Here is a 16560-nt window from a genome sequence, read left to right as displayed (position 1 = left end):
TCGCGGCCATGTGGATGTATTTAGGCCTTTTATCGGCTTTATTTTTAGGGTTACATAACTTATGTAAAAAACACGCAGTACAAGGTAATGAAGTTTTTCCTGTGCTCTTAGGCACCATAACTGCGGGATTCTTAATGCTATTGCCTTTTTTTATAGGCTCTAAATTTTTTCCTGATTTTACCAAAGAAATAGGATTTTACATAACAGATATTCCTTGGCAACAACACGGTTTTATTATTATAAAATCTATACTAATGGCAGGTTCTTGGGTACTAGCATACCAAGCGTTAAAACACTTACCAATAACCATTGTTACACCTATACGCTCTGCTGGACCATTTTTTACGTTTATTGGGGCTATATTTATATATCAAGAGCGACCTAACAATTACCAATGGATTGGGTTTTTCTTAATTATTTTTTCTGTTTTTCTATATTCTAGAATAGGTAAAAAAGAAGGCATAAATTTTAAAAATAACAAATGGATATTTGCTATTATAGGAGCCACATTCCTTGGCTCTTCTAGTGGTTTGTATGATAAATTTCTAATACAGCATATACATTTAAATCCGCAGACATTACAATTTTGGTTTTGCTGGTATACCATCTTAATCCTTTTAATAATATTAGCCATTACGTGGTTTCCAAAAGCAGAAAAAAGAAAAGCATTTAAGTGGCGTTGGTCTATACCTGCTGTTGGTATTTTATTGCAAACAGCAGACTACTTTTATTTTAAAGCATTACAAGATCCAGATGCTTTAATAATGCTATTATCAGCAATAAAAAGAAGTCAAATTTTAATAGCTGTTGTTTTAGGCGGAATCTTATTTAAAGAAAAAAACAAGCGAAAAAAACTTATTCCGCTTGCTGGTATAATGCTAGGCGTAGCATTAATTCTATATTCTTAAAAAAAATCATAATCAATTAAAAATAAAAACACTTAAGACTCTTCTTCTAAAGTTTTAATATCTTTAATTAATTGCTGTACAGCAGTTTTATTTAATCCGTTATAAATACCTCTAATGTGTTTGTCTTTATCAATAAGCACAAAGTTTTCTGTATGTAAAAAATCATCATCTGTTTTTAATTCTCCCAAATCTTCTTCTATAAAATAAGAATCTCTACCAAGACTATAAATCTCACTTCTTTTGCCTGTAGCCAAATGCCATTTATTTGTAATAACCCCTTTAAAATTTGCATATTCTTTTAACACAGAAACAGAATCTGTCTCTGGAGTTACAGAATGAGATAATAAAAGCACATTATCATCATCTTTAAAAGCATCTTGAATAACAGCCATATTTGATGTCATTTTAGGACAAATTCCTGAGCAAGTAGTAAAGAAAAAATCAGCTACATAAATCTTATTGTCAAACTCTTTTTCTGTAATAGTTTTACCTTCCTGATTTTGTAAACTAAAATCTGGTATAGTATGTAAATTTTTAACCTCTTTACTATTAGCAGCTAACCACTGTGGAGTAAAACTAGATTCTTGATAATAAGGCAAAGCACTAACCTTCTCTGGAGTAGTATTTTGTTTACAGCTAAAAACCGTAGCAGTAACTAAAAAAACAGCTACTATTCTATTTAACTTGTACAACTTCATTCTCCAATTGAAAACATAAATTTGCTCGTTTAAGCCCAAAAATGCGTCCATCTTTTGCTTCATAATTGTTATAAACTTTTCCATTTTTTCTCCAAGATTTTTGAATTCCATCTTCTTTACCATTTACAATGTTCATTTCTTTAAACTTAGCACCTGTATTGTACCATTGTTTTTGTAATCCGTTTACAATACCTTTTTTAAAAATAGATTTAGATCTAAGATTACCGTTAACCCACCAGGATTTGGCAACTCCTTCTTTTTTTCCATTTTTATAATACGCCTCATAACTAAGATCACCAGAACTAAACCATTTTTTATAAACGCCGTGTTTTTTACCATTTTCGTAGCTAATACTTTCTGCTAGTACAGATCCTGCATAGTAACTTACCGCTACACCTGTAAAAGGCTCTTTTTTATAATATACAAGCCCTTTACGTGTGTTAACCTCTAATTTGTCTTTAGAAATTACTGTAGCATTTGTGCAACTTGCAGCCGTAAACAACATACAAGCTAGCAATACCTTACAAAATAGTATTTGGCGTACCTTGGTAATCTCCGGGAAATAAGATGTAAAATTGATTAAGGTATAATTCATTTTGTATGTGATAATGATATTCTTGTTCTGTTGTATGTTGCGTAGTACTTGTGTGTCCGCCAGATGCGTCTAAATCTTCCGGATAAGTACTAGTAGAGTTACATTTTCTTCCATAAAGAAAAAAACCATCTGCCATTACTCCAATTAAGTTTTCGTCATCGTTAGACCACGCCTTTGTTTCTAGATGATAATGGTAACTCTGTGGTCCTGTATGCGCTGCTGTATAATCTAAAGACCCTACAGCATCATCTAAAGGTACATTAGGCCCTTCTTCATCATTATAAATCATTGCACCACTAACAGCAATACCAATTGCTCCTAAACCTGTAGAACTACTTGCAGATGCCTTAGATGGCACTTGCGGAACTGTTAAAGAGTAAGAACCATTAAAATCATCTATATTCCCTGGTGCCATTTTCTGATAACTAGTTACAGTTGGCTCTACAAATAAAGGGTGGTCTGTGTCTGCTGCTTCAGTAGTTAATGTGTTTCCCATAGGGTCTACCGCAGAACGTTCCGTAGTATTAGACCAATATGGAGAAGTATGGTTTGGCATACCATTAGTTTCTATTTCTACATCTGTACCGCTTAACATAATGGTTACATTATCAACATCAAACTCAGCAAAAGCTGCGTGTAATTCTCCTGTTGTAGCTACTGTATCGTCTGTAGAATTACTATCACTACTGCAAGCAACAAATGCTATAACAAATAAAGACAATGTACTTAGTACTCCTATTCTTAATTTATTAGATTTTTTCATATTGATATAGTTTTAGTTTTTAGATGGTCTTTCTTCCTTTTTCTTAGGCATCTTCTCTATCTCTTTTTTAGATAAAAATCCGTCTTCGTTAGCATCAATCTTTTTAAAATCGTCTTTTAAAGGTCCTTTTACTTCTTTTTTAGATAATTTACCATCTTTATTGGCGTCCATTTGTTTAAAAAGCTCTTCTATTGTTGGTCTTTTACGCTGTTCTCCTTTTGGTGGTTGTGCTTTTACTCCCATTACCCCAAATGCAACCATAACTGCTGCTAAAACTCCTTTTTTTACTGTTGTAGATTTCATATTTTTAATTTTAAATTCAACTATTTAGATGTCAAAGATGAACATAAGATTAATGCAGATGTAACGTTTTAAGTGAATGCCAATGAACTTTCTGTGAATCTGGTTTTATATTCTGTAAAACCAATTATAAAGCAGGAAAATGAGCCTATTTTTAGCAATCTATTGATTTTTATTTTCATTTATTTGCAGTATGAATACAACAATTAGATTTATTTTTCAGTCTGTACTATGGGTGGTTTTGTGGTTTGTTTTATGGTCACAACAAACTTGGGATTATAGGTTTTTACAAGAGAATAGTTTTTCCTTAATAGGTCAAATTTCGCTCATAGCATTACTTATATTCTATACAGCTCCTAAGTTTTTATTTACAAAGAAGCACTTCTATTTTATAGCTATCTCTTTAACTGCTATTGCAGTGTTTATTGGTATATCTTCTTTAATAAGCACAAAAGTTCCGCTTCCTAACATACAAGGCCCTCCTGGTCTCAGAGGACTAAAACCAAGGCCGCCATCAAGATATTTTACGCAAATATTACTTTTATTAATTGCATACATATTAGCCACTGTAGTAGAGTTTGTAGTTTATGCTAAAAGAAAAGAAGAAGAGATAATTAGGAGTAAAAATGAAAATTTAGAAACAGAATTAAAGCTTTTAAAGTCACAGATAAATCCGCATTTTTTATTTAATGCCCTAAACAATATCTATGCTTTATCTGCAATAGATACAACCAAAACACAGGAGAGTATTAGTCACTTATCTACTATGCTACGCTATGTTTTATACGAATGCGAAAGACCTTTTGTATTACTATCTAAAGAAGTAGAATACATAGAAAACTATATTAAATTATTTGCTTTAAAAAGCAGCAAAAAATATCCTATAGAAACTAAATTTAACATAGAAGACAGCACAATAAAAATAGCACCAATGTTACTTATTCCTTTTGTAGAAAACTCTTTTAAACATAGTAGTATAGAGCAAATTAAAGATACTTACATAAACATATACTTGACATCTAAAAACAATACAATTACGTTTAAAGTAGAGAATAGTATTGCAGAAGATAACATCTTAAAAGATGCTGTTGGTGGCATTGGTTTAGAAAACGTAAAAAAGAGACTAGAAATTCTATATCCTAACAAACACAACTTGTCTATTTCTAAAAACGATGGTATTTTTAAAGTTGAATTAAAACTAGAGAATTATGTATAAGTGTATTGTTATTGATGATGAAGAACTAGCAAGAGCTTTACTTACTAGTTATATTGACAAGTTAGATTTTCTTGAACAAATTGGCTCGTTTGAAAACCCATTAGAAGCTATTTCATTAGTTAAAAGTGAAACCGTAGATGTAATTTTCTTAGACATACAAATGCCTAACCTAAAAGGGACCGACTTTGCTAAAATTGTACCTGCATCAACAAAAATTATTTTTACAACAGCCTATTCAGATTATGCTTTAGAAGGCTACGAACTTAACGCTTTAGATTATTTATTAAAACCAATAACGTTTGAGCGCTTTTTAAAAGCTGTAGATAAGCTAAAGACTAAAACCGTTATAGAAAATAAAGAAGTTACAGACACAACAATTACAATAAAATCTGGGTACGACCTACATAAACTACAATTACAAGATATTACACATATAGAGAGCGATAGTGAGTATGTTATTTTTTATACTAATTCTAAAAAAATAATGAGTCACCAAACATTAAAGTCTTTAGAGAAAACCTTAGATGCGACTATGTTTATGCGTGTACACAGATCTTTTATAGTAAATAAAACTAAAGTTACAAGTTTAAAAGGCAGAGACTTACTACTATCTAACTTAAGTATACCTGTAAGTGATAGCTATTATGACAAAGTGAAGCAAGAGTTGTTTTAATAACAAAACAACTCCTCTTCTTCTTCATTAAAATTGATGGTTTTTTGGTATACAAATCCAATTTTTTCATAAAATTTACGCAACATCTTATCTTCTGTTACTAGCCAATAGTGCTTGTTTTTATCTGCCCTAAATAGCTCCTTAAACCATTGAGAACCGTAGCTACGGTTACGTTTATTTTCTGGCACCCAAACATACCCTACATATAGATAATTTTTAGAAAAGTAATATAATGCATCTTCTTTACAACTATCCATCTCTGGAGTAATTTTAGAAAAAATAATGCCTCCAGCACATATTTCTGTATCATTTTCTAAAACGAATACTGTTGCATTATTTTTTAATAAATTCCAATTTGGCACTAAGCCATCTGTCCAATCTTTAGGCAGTAGACTAAAGAAAGGAAAAGGATTATTAGTAATATCTATTAACATATTAATATTATAAAAGTCCCCAAGACCAAAGCTTATCACAATCTTCTTGCCAACGATCTCCAATATCTGTACGGTAGTAACTATTGTTTACAATTACATTTTGCACTCTACCATACATACTACGTTGCGCATCTTTCATTGTTAAGCCAGTACCAGTTACTAAAAGAGCAATACCAGTATCGCCTGTAATTAACCACTCGTCATTAATCTTTTTTAAATGCATTGGATGTATCCCCTCTTTTGCATTCTTTTTTAAGATAACCACAGCATCTTTAGAGAATAGTTTAAACGCCTTTTTATCGTTAAAAGGAAAAGGAGGCACAACAATAAATACACCCGCCTGAAAGCCCTTTTTAGTAGCAATAGTAAAGTTTAAACCTTGTGCTAGTTTGTAAAACATTTGCCCAATAGGCTCTGTAATACCAGCTCTTTGTATCATTATTTGCGGATAACCAAATCTAGATGTAAATTCCAAAGGATAAATACCATTACCGTTTACAATACAATTAATGTCTATATGGCCAATAAAGTTAGATGTTGCCAAAGTAGGTTCAAACTTTTTAAGTGTAGCATCGTAAATAGGCGAATCTTTAGTCCAAAACATACTAGAACCCATTTCTCCTGTAGAAACCCCTAGCTCTTTTGGAAACAGTTTTTTATGCTCAAAAGTTATGTCATACGGTTTTAGAAACTCTTTACCGTTAAAATAAGCAGATACAGAAATCTCTACTCCTTTTACCTTTTTCTGAAGTTGAAAATCTCCAAAGTCATTCCCCCAAGATTTTTCATATGCTTTTAAAACTCTAATTACATCTAAGCCTTCGTCATCACTACCAACAAAAAGCAGTTGTTTTAATTCTTGAGTTTCTCCAGAGGGCTTAATTACGTAAGAATCTGGATGTTTTTCTATATGTAAAATTGCATCTTTAAAATTGGTAAACTCATAAGATGGCAACACCTTTATTTTATGTGCTTTTAATTGCAGATGTCCATAATTACGATCCATCTCTAACAAATCTGTATATGTAGAGCCACCAACAACTAGCTTGCCCGCAGCGCGTAGTTCTTCACAAATTGCACCATAGCCAGTGTAATCAAAAATTAGTAAGTCTGCCCAATCTATATGCTTTTTCCAATCTGTAACCTTTGGTACAAAGCCATACCCAATTTCTTTACAGCCTTTTTCTTGTATAAACATTTTAATACTATGCCCTTCTTGGCTCATAGCATACGCAATATCTAAGGTTTCTCCGTATTTAGAAACCAAAAGTATTTTTCTACTTATCCCTTCTTCTTTTTTCAATTTAATTTAAAAAATAATATAAATTATATACGCTTTACAGTACATTTTAGTTGTAAATAAAGCTTGTAAATGTATATTTTATTTTGATACGTTACTCAAAATAATAAAGTAGACTAAAAGATGTTTTATAATATTAAAAATGCCACAAGTCTAGTAAAACAATATACCATAAAAAAAGCCTAATTAGTTGTACACTAATTAGGCTTTTAACAAATCTAACAATTTAATTAAAACTCTCTTTTTCCAAATTCACTATCTATAAATTTAGATTTATTTTTATTTGCATTAAAGGTGTACGATAGGTTTAAAGAAACCATATCTACCTCATACCTATAATTTGTTGTGGTATAAAACTGGCCAGGCCTAGATGTAGTAATACGCTGTTCATTAGTATCTAACATACCCATATCTATATTTTGCCATTGTAATGTGGCTGTTAGCTTATTATCTAAAAATGTTTTTCTAAAAGTTAAATTAGGCGAGTAAAATCTAGAGTCTTCACCCATTGCTGTATTTCTGTCTGACAAATAATTAAAAGAAAACTGTACACTTGCGTTTTCCCAAAAATTATAAGTAGAATTTAGGTTTACAGAGTAAATAGTAGCTTTACTATTTATATCATAAGTACGCAATACACCATCTCTATGGTTAAAATTAAGAGCGCCATTTATATTGTAACTATATACATTTGCTCCAATAAAATTAGACCAGTTTTTAGATGGTTTTATTGTAGCTCCTATCTCTAGACCATAAGAATTACTTTTGCCTACATTAGAATAAACACGGTTAATAATAGTATCTATTACGGCACCATTTTCTTGGTAAGCAAGCACATTAACTCTATTTATAACGTTCTCTACGTGTCTATAATACGCTGTTGCAAAAAAAGAATTTCCGTGTTTTAATTTTTTTGTAATTCCAACTTCTACTAAGTCAATAAACTCTGGTTCTAATTTATTATCTCCTTGCTCAAAAACTTCCGAATGTTCTCTCTCTGCAAAACTATTCATTTTAAAAGTCGTGGTACGTTCTACCCTTTTGCTATAAGCCGTTTTAAGCTTTGTTTTAGCGTTAATCTCATATTGTAAAGATGCAGACGGAAAAAGTTTCACAAAATCATACTTATAAGTACTAGGTAGCACTTCACTTTTTAAAGATTCTGTATACTCACGGTCCATAGACTCTAAGCGTACACCAGCAGCATAGTCCCAATTCTCATTAGCCCCTGTTAATTGTCCGTAACCAGAATGTATTGTTCTGTTTAAACTAACATCACTAGAAAACTCAGGCACTAAAACACCATCTCTTTGGTATACAAATTCTCCTGTATGGTCTAGATTCCGATATTGATACCCTGCTTCAATTGTACCAAAAGAAAATGGCTTAAATGCATAATCTATATTTACACGTGTACCATATAACGGGTTATCATTGGTATTGTATTCTTGTTGATAAACAATACTATTATCCGGATGTCCAAGATTATCATTCTCTGTTGGACCTCCTAAAAAAGTATACTCGTATAAAAATGAAGTAGATAATCTGGATTCATTATTAAACTTATGCTCATAATCAAAACTACCTAAAGCAAAATCTCCTTTTCTAATTCTAAGATTATGGTTGTAATACTTAAAAGTATATAATCTAGAGTCACTCCCTATTGGTGATACAGCGTGATTGTCATAATAAACTATATCTGCTAAACGATCTTTAGTATGCTTTCCTGCAAAAAAACCAATAGAATAACTGTCTCTTTTATTAGGCGTATAGTCTACATTAAATCTTCCGTTGTAACTAATTTCATCAAAACTACGTTCGCCATCAGAGGGTAAAAAAGTAGTTTTATTTTCAGCTTCATTTACAATAAACATATCACCTTCTCTTCTTCCCGTTTTATCATTACGCTGATAACTTGCGCCTAAAGAAAAATTCCATTTATCTGTACGTTTATTCAATGTAGCATCAATACCATAACGCTGTGCTGCTTCTTTTGTTTTGTATTCTTCTATAGACGGAAAACCACCACGTACATTTACTTGTGCATAAGTACCATTTGTAGCTCCTTTTTTTGTGATTATATTTAAAATTCCGCCTTTTCCTTCTGGATCATATTTTGCAGAAGGAGCAGTAATAAGTTCAACCGATTCTAATGCATTTGCAGGTAGCTGTGCTAAAATAGCACTAGCATCTCCTTGGGTTGGTTTACCATTTATTAAAACAGAAAAACCTTGACTACCTCTTACACTTATTCCTCCCTGACCATCTACTGTAACTGATGGTAGGTTTTTTACAACATCTACTGCAGAACCACCTTCACTGTTTTGGTATTTTTTAGTATCAAAAACTTGACGATCAATTTTATGTACAACAGCAAGACGTTCTGCTTGTATTACAACTTCGTTTAACTGGTTTCCTAAAGACAATTGTATGGTTCCTAAATCTATTTTAGCACCTTTTTTAGACACTAATACAGAACTTATAGTCTTAGTTGTGTAGCCTAAAAATGATGCTTCTAAATAATAAGAACCCGCTTTTACATTAGCTATAGAGAATGTACCATTTAAATCTGTAATTACTCCTGTAACCAAGCTGGCATCTTGCTTATTATATAATGCGGCCGTAGCGTATTCTAAAGCTTCGTTATTACTTATATCACTAACCTTACCAGTAATTTGTGCTATTCCATTGGTAATTACAAAGCACATTACAAATAGTGTAAAGAGTATTTTAATTTTCATAAAAAGATGATTTGTTTTGATAAAAAAAGGATGTATAGGTTATTAAGTTAGTTGTAGTAAATGTATATAATATATCAACTTTTAAACTAAAAATTAAGTCCTTAAATATGTTAAAACCACGAAAACGTTTTAGTAAATAGATATCTAAAGAAGGCTTAAAACACATCTACAAAACAGAGTGTTTTCAATCTTAAATCAAAGCAAAGTCTTAAAACTATCTTAAAACAAAGTTCGTTTTAACAAGAAGTAGTATTTTCATAGCAAATAACTAACAAACTCAACTAATGAAATTAAAACTACAGTATTTGTTGCTGGGGTGTATTTGTTTTGCATCTACTTCTACCCTATTTGCGCAACAAAATTACCAAACAACAACGCAATTAACATCAAACTTAAAAAGCCTTGTTTCTAAACACAAAAGCAACGCTAAACTTACATCTTTAATCAAAACTTTAGGTGGTAAAGACATTTGGGTACTAACATTGTCTAAGGGTAACCCAGATAACAACCCTGCAATGGTAGTTGTTGGTGGCGTACAAGGCAATTATTTATTGGGTACTGAATTAGCTATTAAGTTTGCCGAAAATGTTTTAACTAACAACAAAAGCGTTTTAGACAATACTACATTCTATATTTTTCCTAATATGAGTCCGGATGCTACTGAACAATATTTTAGTAAGTTAAAATATGAGCGTCAAGGAAATGCTAAAAAGACAGATGATGATAGAGACGGACAAATAAATGAAGATGCTTATGAAGATTTAAACAAAGACGGACTAATTACTCTTATGCGTATTCAAGATCCTACTGGAGATTATATGATGCTTGAAGAAGACAACCGCATTATGGTAAAGGCAGATACGAATAAAGGAGAAAAAGGAACTTATAAAGTATTTACAGAAGGTATAGATAACGATAAAGATGGTGCTTTTAATGAAGATGGTGAAGGTGGCGTACACTTTAACAAAAACTTCACCTATAATTCTCCTTACTTTAAGCCTGGCGCTGGCGAACACGCTGTTTCTGAATTAGAAAACAGAGCTATGCTAGATTTCTTATACGAAAAATGGAATGTATACAGTATTTTTTCATTTGGACCAGCTAATAACTTATCAGAACCCCTTAAATACAGTGCCTCTAATGCAAAAAAACGTGTTGTTACAAGTGTTTTAAAGAATGATGCTAAACTAAACAAACAATTATCAGAAAAATATAATGAACTTATACCAAACAAAAATGCTCCTGCATCTATTACAAATGGAGGTGGTTTTTTTGAGTGGTCTTACTTTCACTTTGGAAGATTAGCATTAAGTACACCTGCATGGTGGGCACCAGAATTTAAAGGAGATTCTATTAACAAGGCTCCAAAGAATAGAGACGCTAACTTTTTAAAATGGGCAGAACAAGAAGATGTAACTAATGCATTTGTAGATTGGAAAGAAATAAGTCATCCTGATTTTCCTAATAACAAAGTAGAAGTTGGTGGTATAGCTCCATTTGTACAAAATAACCCTCCGTATAAAATGGTAGACAGTATAGCACAAAAACACAATACATTTATTTTAGATGTTGTTAAAATGCAACCGTCTTTACTTTTTACAAACCTAAAACAAGAAAAATTAGGTTCTGGACTTACCCGTATAACAGTAGATTTACACAACCAAGGTTTACTACCAACGCAAACCGAAATGGGAGCAAAATCTAGATGGTTACGCAAAATAAACGTTGCTTTAGATTTAGGTAACGGTCAAAAAATAATATCTGGTAAACAACGCCAACTTATTACTAAAATAGACGAAGATGGCACAAGTCATTTTACTTGGTTAATTAACGGAAAAGGGAAATTGGTATTAAAAGCTGGTGCACCGCAAACAGGAACACAAGAAATAACCATAAACCTTTAAAATACTACATATGAAATCTTATATATATTTTATAGCCCTTCTAGTTTTTGGTCTAAGTACTACAACTATAGAAGCACAAAGTGCAAACGATATTTTTAGAGCCGCAGGATCTCCTCATAACCCTAAAGTTTCTGTTGCATTTAACAAATACTATACTGCGGAAGGTTTAGCTACCATTAGCAAAAAAATTGCAGATGCATACCCAGAATTGGTAAAAAGAAAATCTATTGGTAAATCTACTCAAGGTAGAGATATTTGGATGTTGGCAATTACAGACTATTCCGTTGGTGATGCAGACCGAAAACCTGCTTTTTATGTAGATGGTAACATACACTCTAACGAAATACAAGGAGGCGAAATTTGCACCTATACCGCATGGTATCTAACAGAGAGTTTTAAAGATGTAGACTATGTAAAACAGATGCTTAAAGATCGTATTTTTTACATTGTGCCTACCATAAATCCTGATGCACGTAACAACTATATGAAAGAAGGTAATACCGCTCACAGTCCTAGAGCTGGTTTAATTGCTTTAGATGATGATAGCGATGGTTTGTTTGATGAAGATGGTTATGACGATTTAGATAACGATGGTTCTATTACCAGAATGCGTAGAAAAAACCCTAATGGTAATATGATTGTTGACCCATTAGATCCTAGAAAAATGATACAAATAGGGCCAGATGATGTGGTTACAGCACAGCGTTATGAAAATCTAGGTGGTGAAGGTATAGATAATGATGGTGATGGTAGTATTAATGAAGATGTACCTGGTTATTATGACCCTAACAGAGATTGGGGTTGGAAATGGCAACCAGATTACATACAACGTGGCGCTTATAAATATCCGTTCTCTGCTCCAGAAAACAGAGCTGTTGCAGATTTTGTATTAACTAGACCAAATATTGCTGGTGCACAAAGTTTTCATAACTCTGGCGGAATGATATTAAGAGGTCCAGGTGCAGAAGAAGATAAAGAAACGTATAACAGAGTTGATGCTAGAATATATGATGCTATTGGTAACAAAGGAGCAGAATTGTTACCTGGTTACAGATATATGGTAGTTTACAAAGATTTGTATTCTGTTTTTGGTGGTGAGTTAGATTGGTTTTACGGTTCTAGAGGTGTATATACATTTACCAACGAGATATTTACTGGTTTTGCATATTACAAAAATAAAAACGGAGATAGAGATCAGGCATATAAAGCAGAAAAAGATTTGCTTTTAGGTGACGGATTTACCAATTGGAAACCATACAACCATCCTACATACGGAGAAATAGAAATTGGTGGATTTAGAAAAAATGTTGGTAGAGCTACTCCTGGTTTTCTACTGGAAGAAGAAGCACATAGAAATATGGTGTTTACTTTTTACCACGCACATCATATGCCACTACTTTCTGTAGATAATATTACAGAAAAATCTATTGGTAACGGATTAAAAGAGATTACCGCTATTATAAAAAATGATAGGCTAATGCCTACACACGCTAGCCAAGATTTAAAATATAAAATAGAAAGACCAGATTATATTTTTTTATCTGGAGCTACTGTTTTAGCTGGGATGATTGTAGATAATGATGATTTTAACATCACTACAGAACAAAAAAACAATCCTAGTAAAATTAAAGTAGATAATATTCCCGGCAACAGCATTATTAAAGTTAGATGGATTGTTAAAGGCGGTGGAAAAGTTACTGTTACTGTAGACAGTGCAAAAGGAGGATTAATTAGTAAAAAGCAAAGCTAAAATTCTAACATAAACTTAAGTTTTAAGAAGCAATTATTTATACTAAATAATTGCTTCTTTTTTTATTAAAAAATAATAAAGGATAATTTTGTCCGCTATTAAAATATTGTATAGTTTTGTAACATAAAATAATTGTATGTTTTCAAAATCTTGCGAATACGGACTTAGAGCAGTACTTTTTATTGCAAAACAATCTACTGTAGATACAAAGGTTAGTTTAACTACTATATCAGAATCTATAGACTCGCCACAGGCTTTTACAGCAAAGATTTTACAACAACTAACAAAAAGCGGATTTGTACAATCTTCTAAAGGTCCGTACGGAGGTTTTTTTATAGAGAAAGAAAACTTATCTACTATTAAATTAAGTGATATTGTATCTGTTTTAGACGGAGATTCTATTTATACGGGTTGCGGCTTAGGCCTACATCAATGTAACGAAAAAGAACCCTGCCCTCTTCATTTTAAATTTGTGAAAATTAGAGAAGATCTTAAAAATATGTTAGAAAAAAACACCTTATCTATGGTGGTTAAGGATATGAACTCTGATATATTTCACCTTAAAATATAAAACTTTTAACCCAATAAAGGATAAAAAGGTAATCTTATCTTTTTATATAAATAAATAACTATTTAAATTAAAAATTATGATAACAGCTTCATTAACAAAGGATAAAATCTATAAGGATGGTAAACCCTCTTTGCAACTACTAATGGAAACAGAAGTAAGCAAAGAAATAAGAATTTTAATGCGAAAAGGAAACGTAATGAAAGAACACAAAGCACCCTGCCCTATAGTTGTAGAAATCTTTGAAGGAGAAATAGAATTTGGTGTACATAATAAAAAACATCTTCTTAAAAAAGGAGATTTATTAAGTCTAAAAAGCAACATACCACACGATTTAGTCTGTACTGAAGATGCTATTGTTAGGTTGTCTATCTCCAAAGCAGATACATTAGACCGTGTAAACAAAGTAATAAACAACTAAACACAGATACAATGAGAAAAATTTGGATAGCTTTTACAAGCGTAGTAGTACTCTCCTTTATAGTACTAATTTGGGTTGGTACAGAAGTTTATCAAACTCAGCCTCCTATACCAGAGCAAGTAATAGTAAAGGAAACAGGTGAAATATTTTATACAAAAGCAGATATACAAATAGGGCAAAATGTATGGGAGTCTATTGGTGGTATGGAGGTTGGTTCTGTTTGGGGTCACGGTAGTTATGTGGCACCAGATTGGACGGCAGACTGGATACACAAAGAAGCTGTTTATATATTAGAACATTGGTCTAAACGAGACTTTAATAGCACTTATGCTAATTTAGATGTAGAAAAAAAAGCCGCATTAAAGGCTAAGTTAATTAAGGATATAAAAACAGATTCTTATAATCCTGATACCAAAACCATTACTATTTCTGAAGCTCGTGTTGCCCCTATACTTAGCAATAACGAGCACTACAGTAGTATTTTTTCAAATGGTAACGAGAGGTATGCTATACCTGTAGGTGCATTAACAGATAAAACAAAATTAAAACAATTAAATGCGTTTTTCTTTTGGACCTCTTGGGCTGCGAGCACCAACAGACCTGGTAAAGATTACACATACACATCTAACTGGCCACACGAACCATTAATAGATAATAATATAACAAACGATTCTATTATATGGTCTGGCTTGTCTATTGTTTTACTGCTACTATTTATTGGTATTCTTACGTTTTATTACTTAAGAAATCACGAAAAAGGAGATTCTATTACTAAACCAGATTCCGACCCATTAACTGGATTAAAAATGCTACGTTCGCAAAAAGCTGTATTAAAATATTATTTAATAATATGCTTTTTAATCGCATTACAGGTAGTCTTAGGCATACTAACAGTACATTATACCGTAGAAGGTCAAGCATTTTTTGGGTTCGATTTATCTAGTTTCTTGCCCTACTCTATTACAAGAACCTGGCACACACAATTGGCAGTATTCTGGATTGCTGCTACGTGGTTAGCTACTGGTTTATTTTTAGCTCCGATGATATCAGGAAAAGAAATGAAATATCAAGTTTTTGGAATTAACTTCTTATTTGTAGCCTTACTTGTAATTGTTTTAGGTTCTATGCTTGGAGAATGGCTTGGTGTACATCAATTCTTAGACTTAACCACTAACTTTTTCTTTGGTCACCAAGGGTATGAATATATGGACTTAGGTAGATTTTGGCAGATATTCCTAGGAATAGGACTTGTACTTTGGGTAATAATGGTAAGTAGACATATTTTATTTGCTATAAAAAAGAATGATGAGTCTAAACACTTACTTATTATATTGCTATTATCTGTAATGGCTATTGGCATGTTCTTCTTTTCAGGATTAATGTATGGCGAAAACAGTAGCTTACCTGTTATTAACTATTGGAGGTGGTGGTTGGTACATCTTTGGGTAGAAGGTTTCTTTGAAGTTTTTGCTACTGTAGTTATTGCTTTTATTTTTTCAAGAATGAAAATTATATCAGCAAAAACAGCAGGTAAAGTTTCTATTGCATCTGCTTCAATATTTTTAGCAGGTGGTATTATTGGCACATTACACCATCTATACTATTCTGGTACACCTGTACAAGCTATTGCATTAGGAGCTACTTTTAGTGCTTTAGAAGTTGTACCATTAACTTTAATGGGCTTTGAAATTAGGGAACATTGGAATTTATTAAAAAGTAAAGAATGGATACAAAAATACAAATGGCCTATCTTTTTCTTTATAGCTGTTGCTTTCTGGAACTTTTTAGGTGCAGGTGTATTTGGATTCTTAATTAACCCGCCAATTGCGCTGTATTATATACAAGGATTAAATACAACTGCAGTGCACGCGCACACGGCTTTGTTTGGTGTATATGGTTTGTTAGGAATGGGCTTTATTATAATGTGTCTACGTTTTTATTCAGACAGAGTTTGGAAAAGTAAAAAGCTAAAAAGAGCCTTTTGGTTTTTAAACATAGGCTTAATAGCTATGGTATTACTAAGTTTATTACCAATTGGTATTATACAAGCATATACCTCTATAACTCAAGGGTATTCTTTTGCTAGAGAGTCCAACTTATTATACTCACCAACAGTACAAACCTTAAAATGGTTGCGTATGGTGGGCGATATTTTATTCTCTATTGGTATATTCTACTTCTGCTGGTTTACAGTACAGGAAACAATATACTGTTATAAGAAAAAATAGTAATCCCCGATTTTTTTAAACAAAAAAAGGAGCCTTTCAAAGGCTCCTTTTTATTTAATAT

The 16560-nt window shown here is 32.1% G+C and carries 15 protein-coding genes; 8 read left to right on the top strand and 7 right to left on the bottom strand.

Annotated features, from left to right (window positions below):
- The first annotated feature begins 8 nt into the window (after positions 1-8).
- Complete coding sequence (locus BT107_RS02385; RefSeq protein WP_072302151.1) at positions 9-908, top strand: DMT family transporter; 900 nt, start codon at positions 9-11, stop codon at positions 906-908.
- A 32-nt stretch (positions 909-940) separates the two neighbouring features.
- Here BT107_RS02385 and BT107_RS02380 read toward each other — a convergent pair whose 3' ends face one another.
- Genes BT107_RS02380 through BT107_RS02365 form a run of 4 tightly spaced genes read right to left on the bottom strand, consistent with a single transcriptional unit; the run spans position 941 to position 3267 of the window.
- Positions 941-1657, bottom strand: coding sequence for an SCO family protein (locus BT107_RS02380; RefSeq protein ID WP_244543090.1), 717 nt, complete (start codon positions 1655-1657; stop codon positions 941-943).
- A complete protein-coding gene (locus BT107_RS02375; RefSeq protein WP_072302149.1) occupies positions 1584-2111 on the bottom strand; it encodes a toxin-antitoxin system YwqK family antitoxin in 528 nt (175 codons plus the stop codon). Before BT107_RS02375 ends, BT107_RS02380 begins: the two co-directional genes overlap by 74 nt.
- A gap of 16 nt (positions 2112-2127) precedes the next feature.
- A complete protein-coding gene (locus BT107_RS02370; RefSeq protein WP_072302148.1) occupies positions 2128-2964 on the bottom strand; it encodes a YHYH protein in 837 nt (278 codons plus the stop codon).
- A gap of 12 nt (positions 2965-2976) precedes the next feature.
- Positions 2977-3267, bottom strand: a complete 291-nt coding sequence (locus BT107_RS02365) for an EF-hand domain-containing protein (RefSeq protein WP_072302147.1) — start codon at positions 3265-3267, stop codon at positions 2977-2979.
- A 190-nt stretch (positions 3268-3457) separates the two neighbouring features.
- On the opposite strand from BT107_RS02365, the gene BT107_RS02360 reads away from it, so the two are divergent.
- Positions 3458-4480, top strand: coding sequence for a sensor histidine kinase (locus BT107_RS02360; RefSeq protein WP_072302146.1), 1023 nt, complete (start codon positions 3458-3460; stop codon positions 4478-4480).
- Positions 4473-5153, top strand: a complete 681-nt coding sequence (locus tag BT107_RS02355) for a LytR/AlgR family response regulator transcription factor (RefSeq protein WP_072302145.1) — start codon at positions 4473-4475, stop codon at positions 5151-5153. The genes BT107_RS02360 and BT107_RS02355 overlap by 8 nt, the downstream gene beginning before the upstream one ends.
- Here the strand turns inward: BT107_RS02355 and BT107_RS02350 are convergent.
- The 3 genes from BT107_RS02350 to BT107_RS02340 all read right to left on the bottom strand — a co-directional run bounded on the left by BT107_RS02350 (position 5150) and on the right by BT107_RS02340 (position 9628).
- Positions 5150-5587 carry a GNAT family N-acetyltransferase gene (locus BT107_RS02350; protein WP_072302144.1) on the bottom strand — a complete coding sequence of 146 codons (438 nt, stop codon included), beginning with the start codon at positions 5585-5587 and terminating at the stop codon, positions 5150-5152. The two genes, BT107_RS02355 and BT107_RS02350, sit on opposite strands and share 4 nt — an antisense overlap.
- 7 nt (positions 5588-5594) lie before the next feature.
- On the bottom strand, positions 5595-6890 hold the full coding sequence (locus tag BT107_RS02345; protein WP_072302143.1) for a phosphoribosylamine--glycine ligase: 1296 nt from the start codon (positions 6888-6890) through the stop codon (positions 5595-5597).
- Positions 6891-7117: 227 nt separating this feature from the next.
- Positions 7118-9628 carry a TonB-dependent receptor gene (locus tag BT107_RS02340; protein ID WP_072302142.1) on the bottom strand — a complete coding sequence of 837 codons (2511 nt, stop codon included), beginning with the start codon at positions 9626-9628 and terminating at the stop codon, positions 7118-7120.
- Between the two features lie 284 nt (positions 9629-9912).
- Here BT107_RS02340 and BT107_RS02335 point away from each other — a divergent pair, with 284 nt between their 5' ends.
- From BT107_RS02335 to BT107_RS02315, 5 genes are all read left to right on the top strand, one after another.
- Positions 9913-11532 (top strand): M14 family metallopeptidase, encoded by a 1620-nt coding sequence (locus BT107_RS02335; RefSeq protein ID WP_084639080.1) that lies wholly within the window; start codon positions 9913-9915, stop codon positions 11530-11532.
- A gap of 10 nt (positions 11533-11542) precedes the next feature.
- A complete protein-coding gene (locus BT107_RS02330; protein ID WP_072302141.1) occupies positions 11543-13282 on the top strand; it encodes a M14 family metallopeptidase in 1740 nt (579 codons plus the stop codon).
- Positions 13283-13418: 136 nt separating this feature from the next.
- Positions 13419-13853, top strand: a complete 435-nt coding sequence (locus BT107_RS02325; protein WP_072302140.1) for an RrF2 family transcriptional regulator — start codon at positions 13419-13421, stop codon at positions 13851-13853.
- A gap of 76 nt (positions 13854-13929) precedes the next feature.
- Positions 13930-14271 carry a cupin domain-containing protein gene (locus BT107_RS02320; protein ID WP_072302139.1) on the top strand — a complete coding sequence of 114 codons (342 nt, stop codon included), beginning with the start codon at positions 13930-13932 and terminating at the stop codon, positions 14269-14271.
- An 11-nt stretch (positions 14272-14282) separates the two neighbouring features.
- Complete coding sequence (locus BT107_RS02315; RefSeq protein ID WP_072302138.1) at positions 14283-16499, top strand: nitric-oxide reductase large subunit; 2217 nt, start codon at positions 14283-14285, stop codon at positions 16497-16499.
- The last annotated feature ends 61 nt before the right edge of the window (positions 16500-16560 follow it).

It is taken from the genome of Cellulophaga fucicola (assembly GCF_900119145.1).
In the GTDB taxonomy this organism is placed as follows: domain Bacteria; phylum Bacteroidota; class Bacteroidia; order Flavobacteriales; family Flavobacteriaceae; genus Cellulophaga; species Cellulophaga fucicola.
This window is presented reverse-complemented; position numbering and strand designations above follow the sequence as displayed.

Excerpts from the sequence above, each read along its gene's own strand:
- BT107_RS02385 (WP_072302151.1), top strand. The coding sequence starts at position 9 with ATGTGGATGTATTTAGGCCTTTTATCGGCTTTATTTTTAGGGTTACAT.
- BT107_RS02380 (WP_244543090.1), bottom strand. The coding sequence starts at position 1,657 with ATGGACGCATTTTTGGGCTTAAACGAGCAAATTTATGTTTTCAATTGG.
- BT107_RS02375 (WP_072302149.1), bottom strand. The coding sequence starts at position 2,111 with ATGTTGTTTACGGCTGCAAGTTGCACAAATGCTACAGTAATTTCTAAA.
- BT107_RS02370 (WP_072302148.1), bottom strand. The coding sequence starts at position 2,964 with ATGAAAAAATCTAATAAATTAAGAATAGGAGTACTAAGTACATTGTCT.
- BT107_RS02365 (WP_072302147.1), bottom strand. The coding sequence starts at position 3,267 with ATGAAATCTACAACAGTAAAAAAAGGAGTTTTAGCAGCAGTTATGGTT.
- BT107_RS02360 (WP_072302146.1), top strand. The coding sequence starts at position 3,458 with ATGAATACAACAATTAGATTTATTTTTCAGTCTGTACTATGGGTGGTT.
- BT107_RS02355 (WP_072302145.1), top strand. The coding sequence starts at position 4,473 with ATGTATAAGTGTATTGTTATTGATGATGAAGAACTAGCAAGAGCTTTA.
- BT107_RS02350 (WP_072302144.1), bottom strand. The coding sequence starts at position 5,587 with ATGTTAATAGATATTACTAATAATCCTTTTCCTTTCTTTAGTCTACTG.
- BT107_RS02340 (WP_072302142.1), bottom strand. The coding sequence starts at position 9,628 with ATGAAAATTAAAATACTCTTTACACTATTTGTAATGTGCTTTGTAATT.
- BT107_RS02335 (WP_084639080.1), top strand. The coding sequence starts at position 9,913 with ATGAAATTAAAACTACAGTATTTGTTGCTGGGGTGTATTTGTTTTGCA.
- BT107_RS02330 (WP_072302141.1), top strand. The coding sequence starts at position 11,543 with ATGAAATCTTATATATATTTTATAGCCCTTCTAGTTTTTGGTCTAAGT.
- BT107_RS02325 (WP_072302140.1), top strand. The coding sequence starts at position 13,419 with ATGTTTTCAAAATCTTGCGAATACGGACTTAGAGCAGTACTTTTTATT.
- BT107_RS02320 (WP_072302139.1), top strand. The coding sequence starts at position 13,930 with ATGATAACAGCTTCATTAACAAAGGATAAAATCTATAAGGATGGTAAA.
- BT107_RS02315 (WP_072302138.1), top strand. The coding sequence starts at position 14,283 with ATGAGAAAAATTTGGATAGCTTTTACAAGCGTAGTAGTACTCTCCTTT.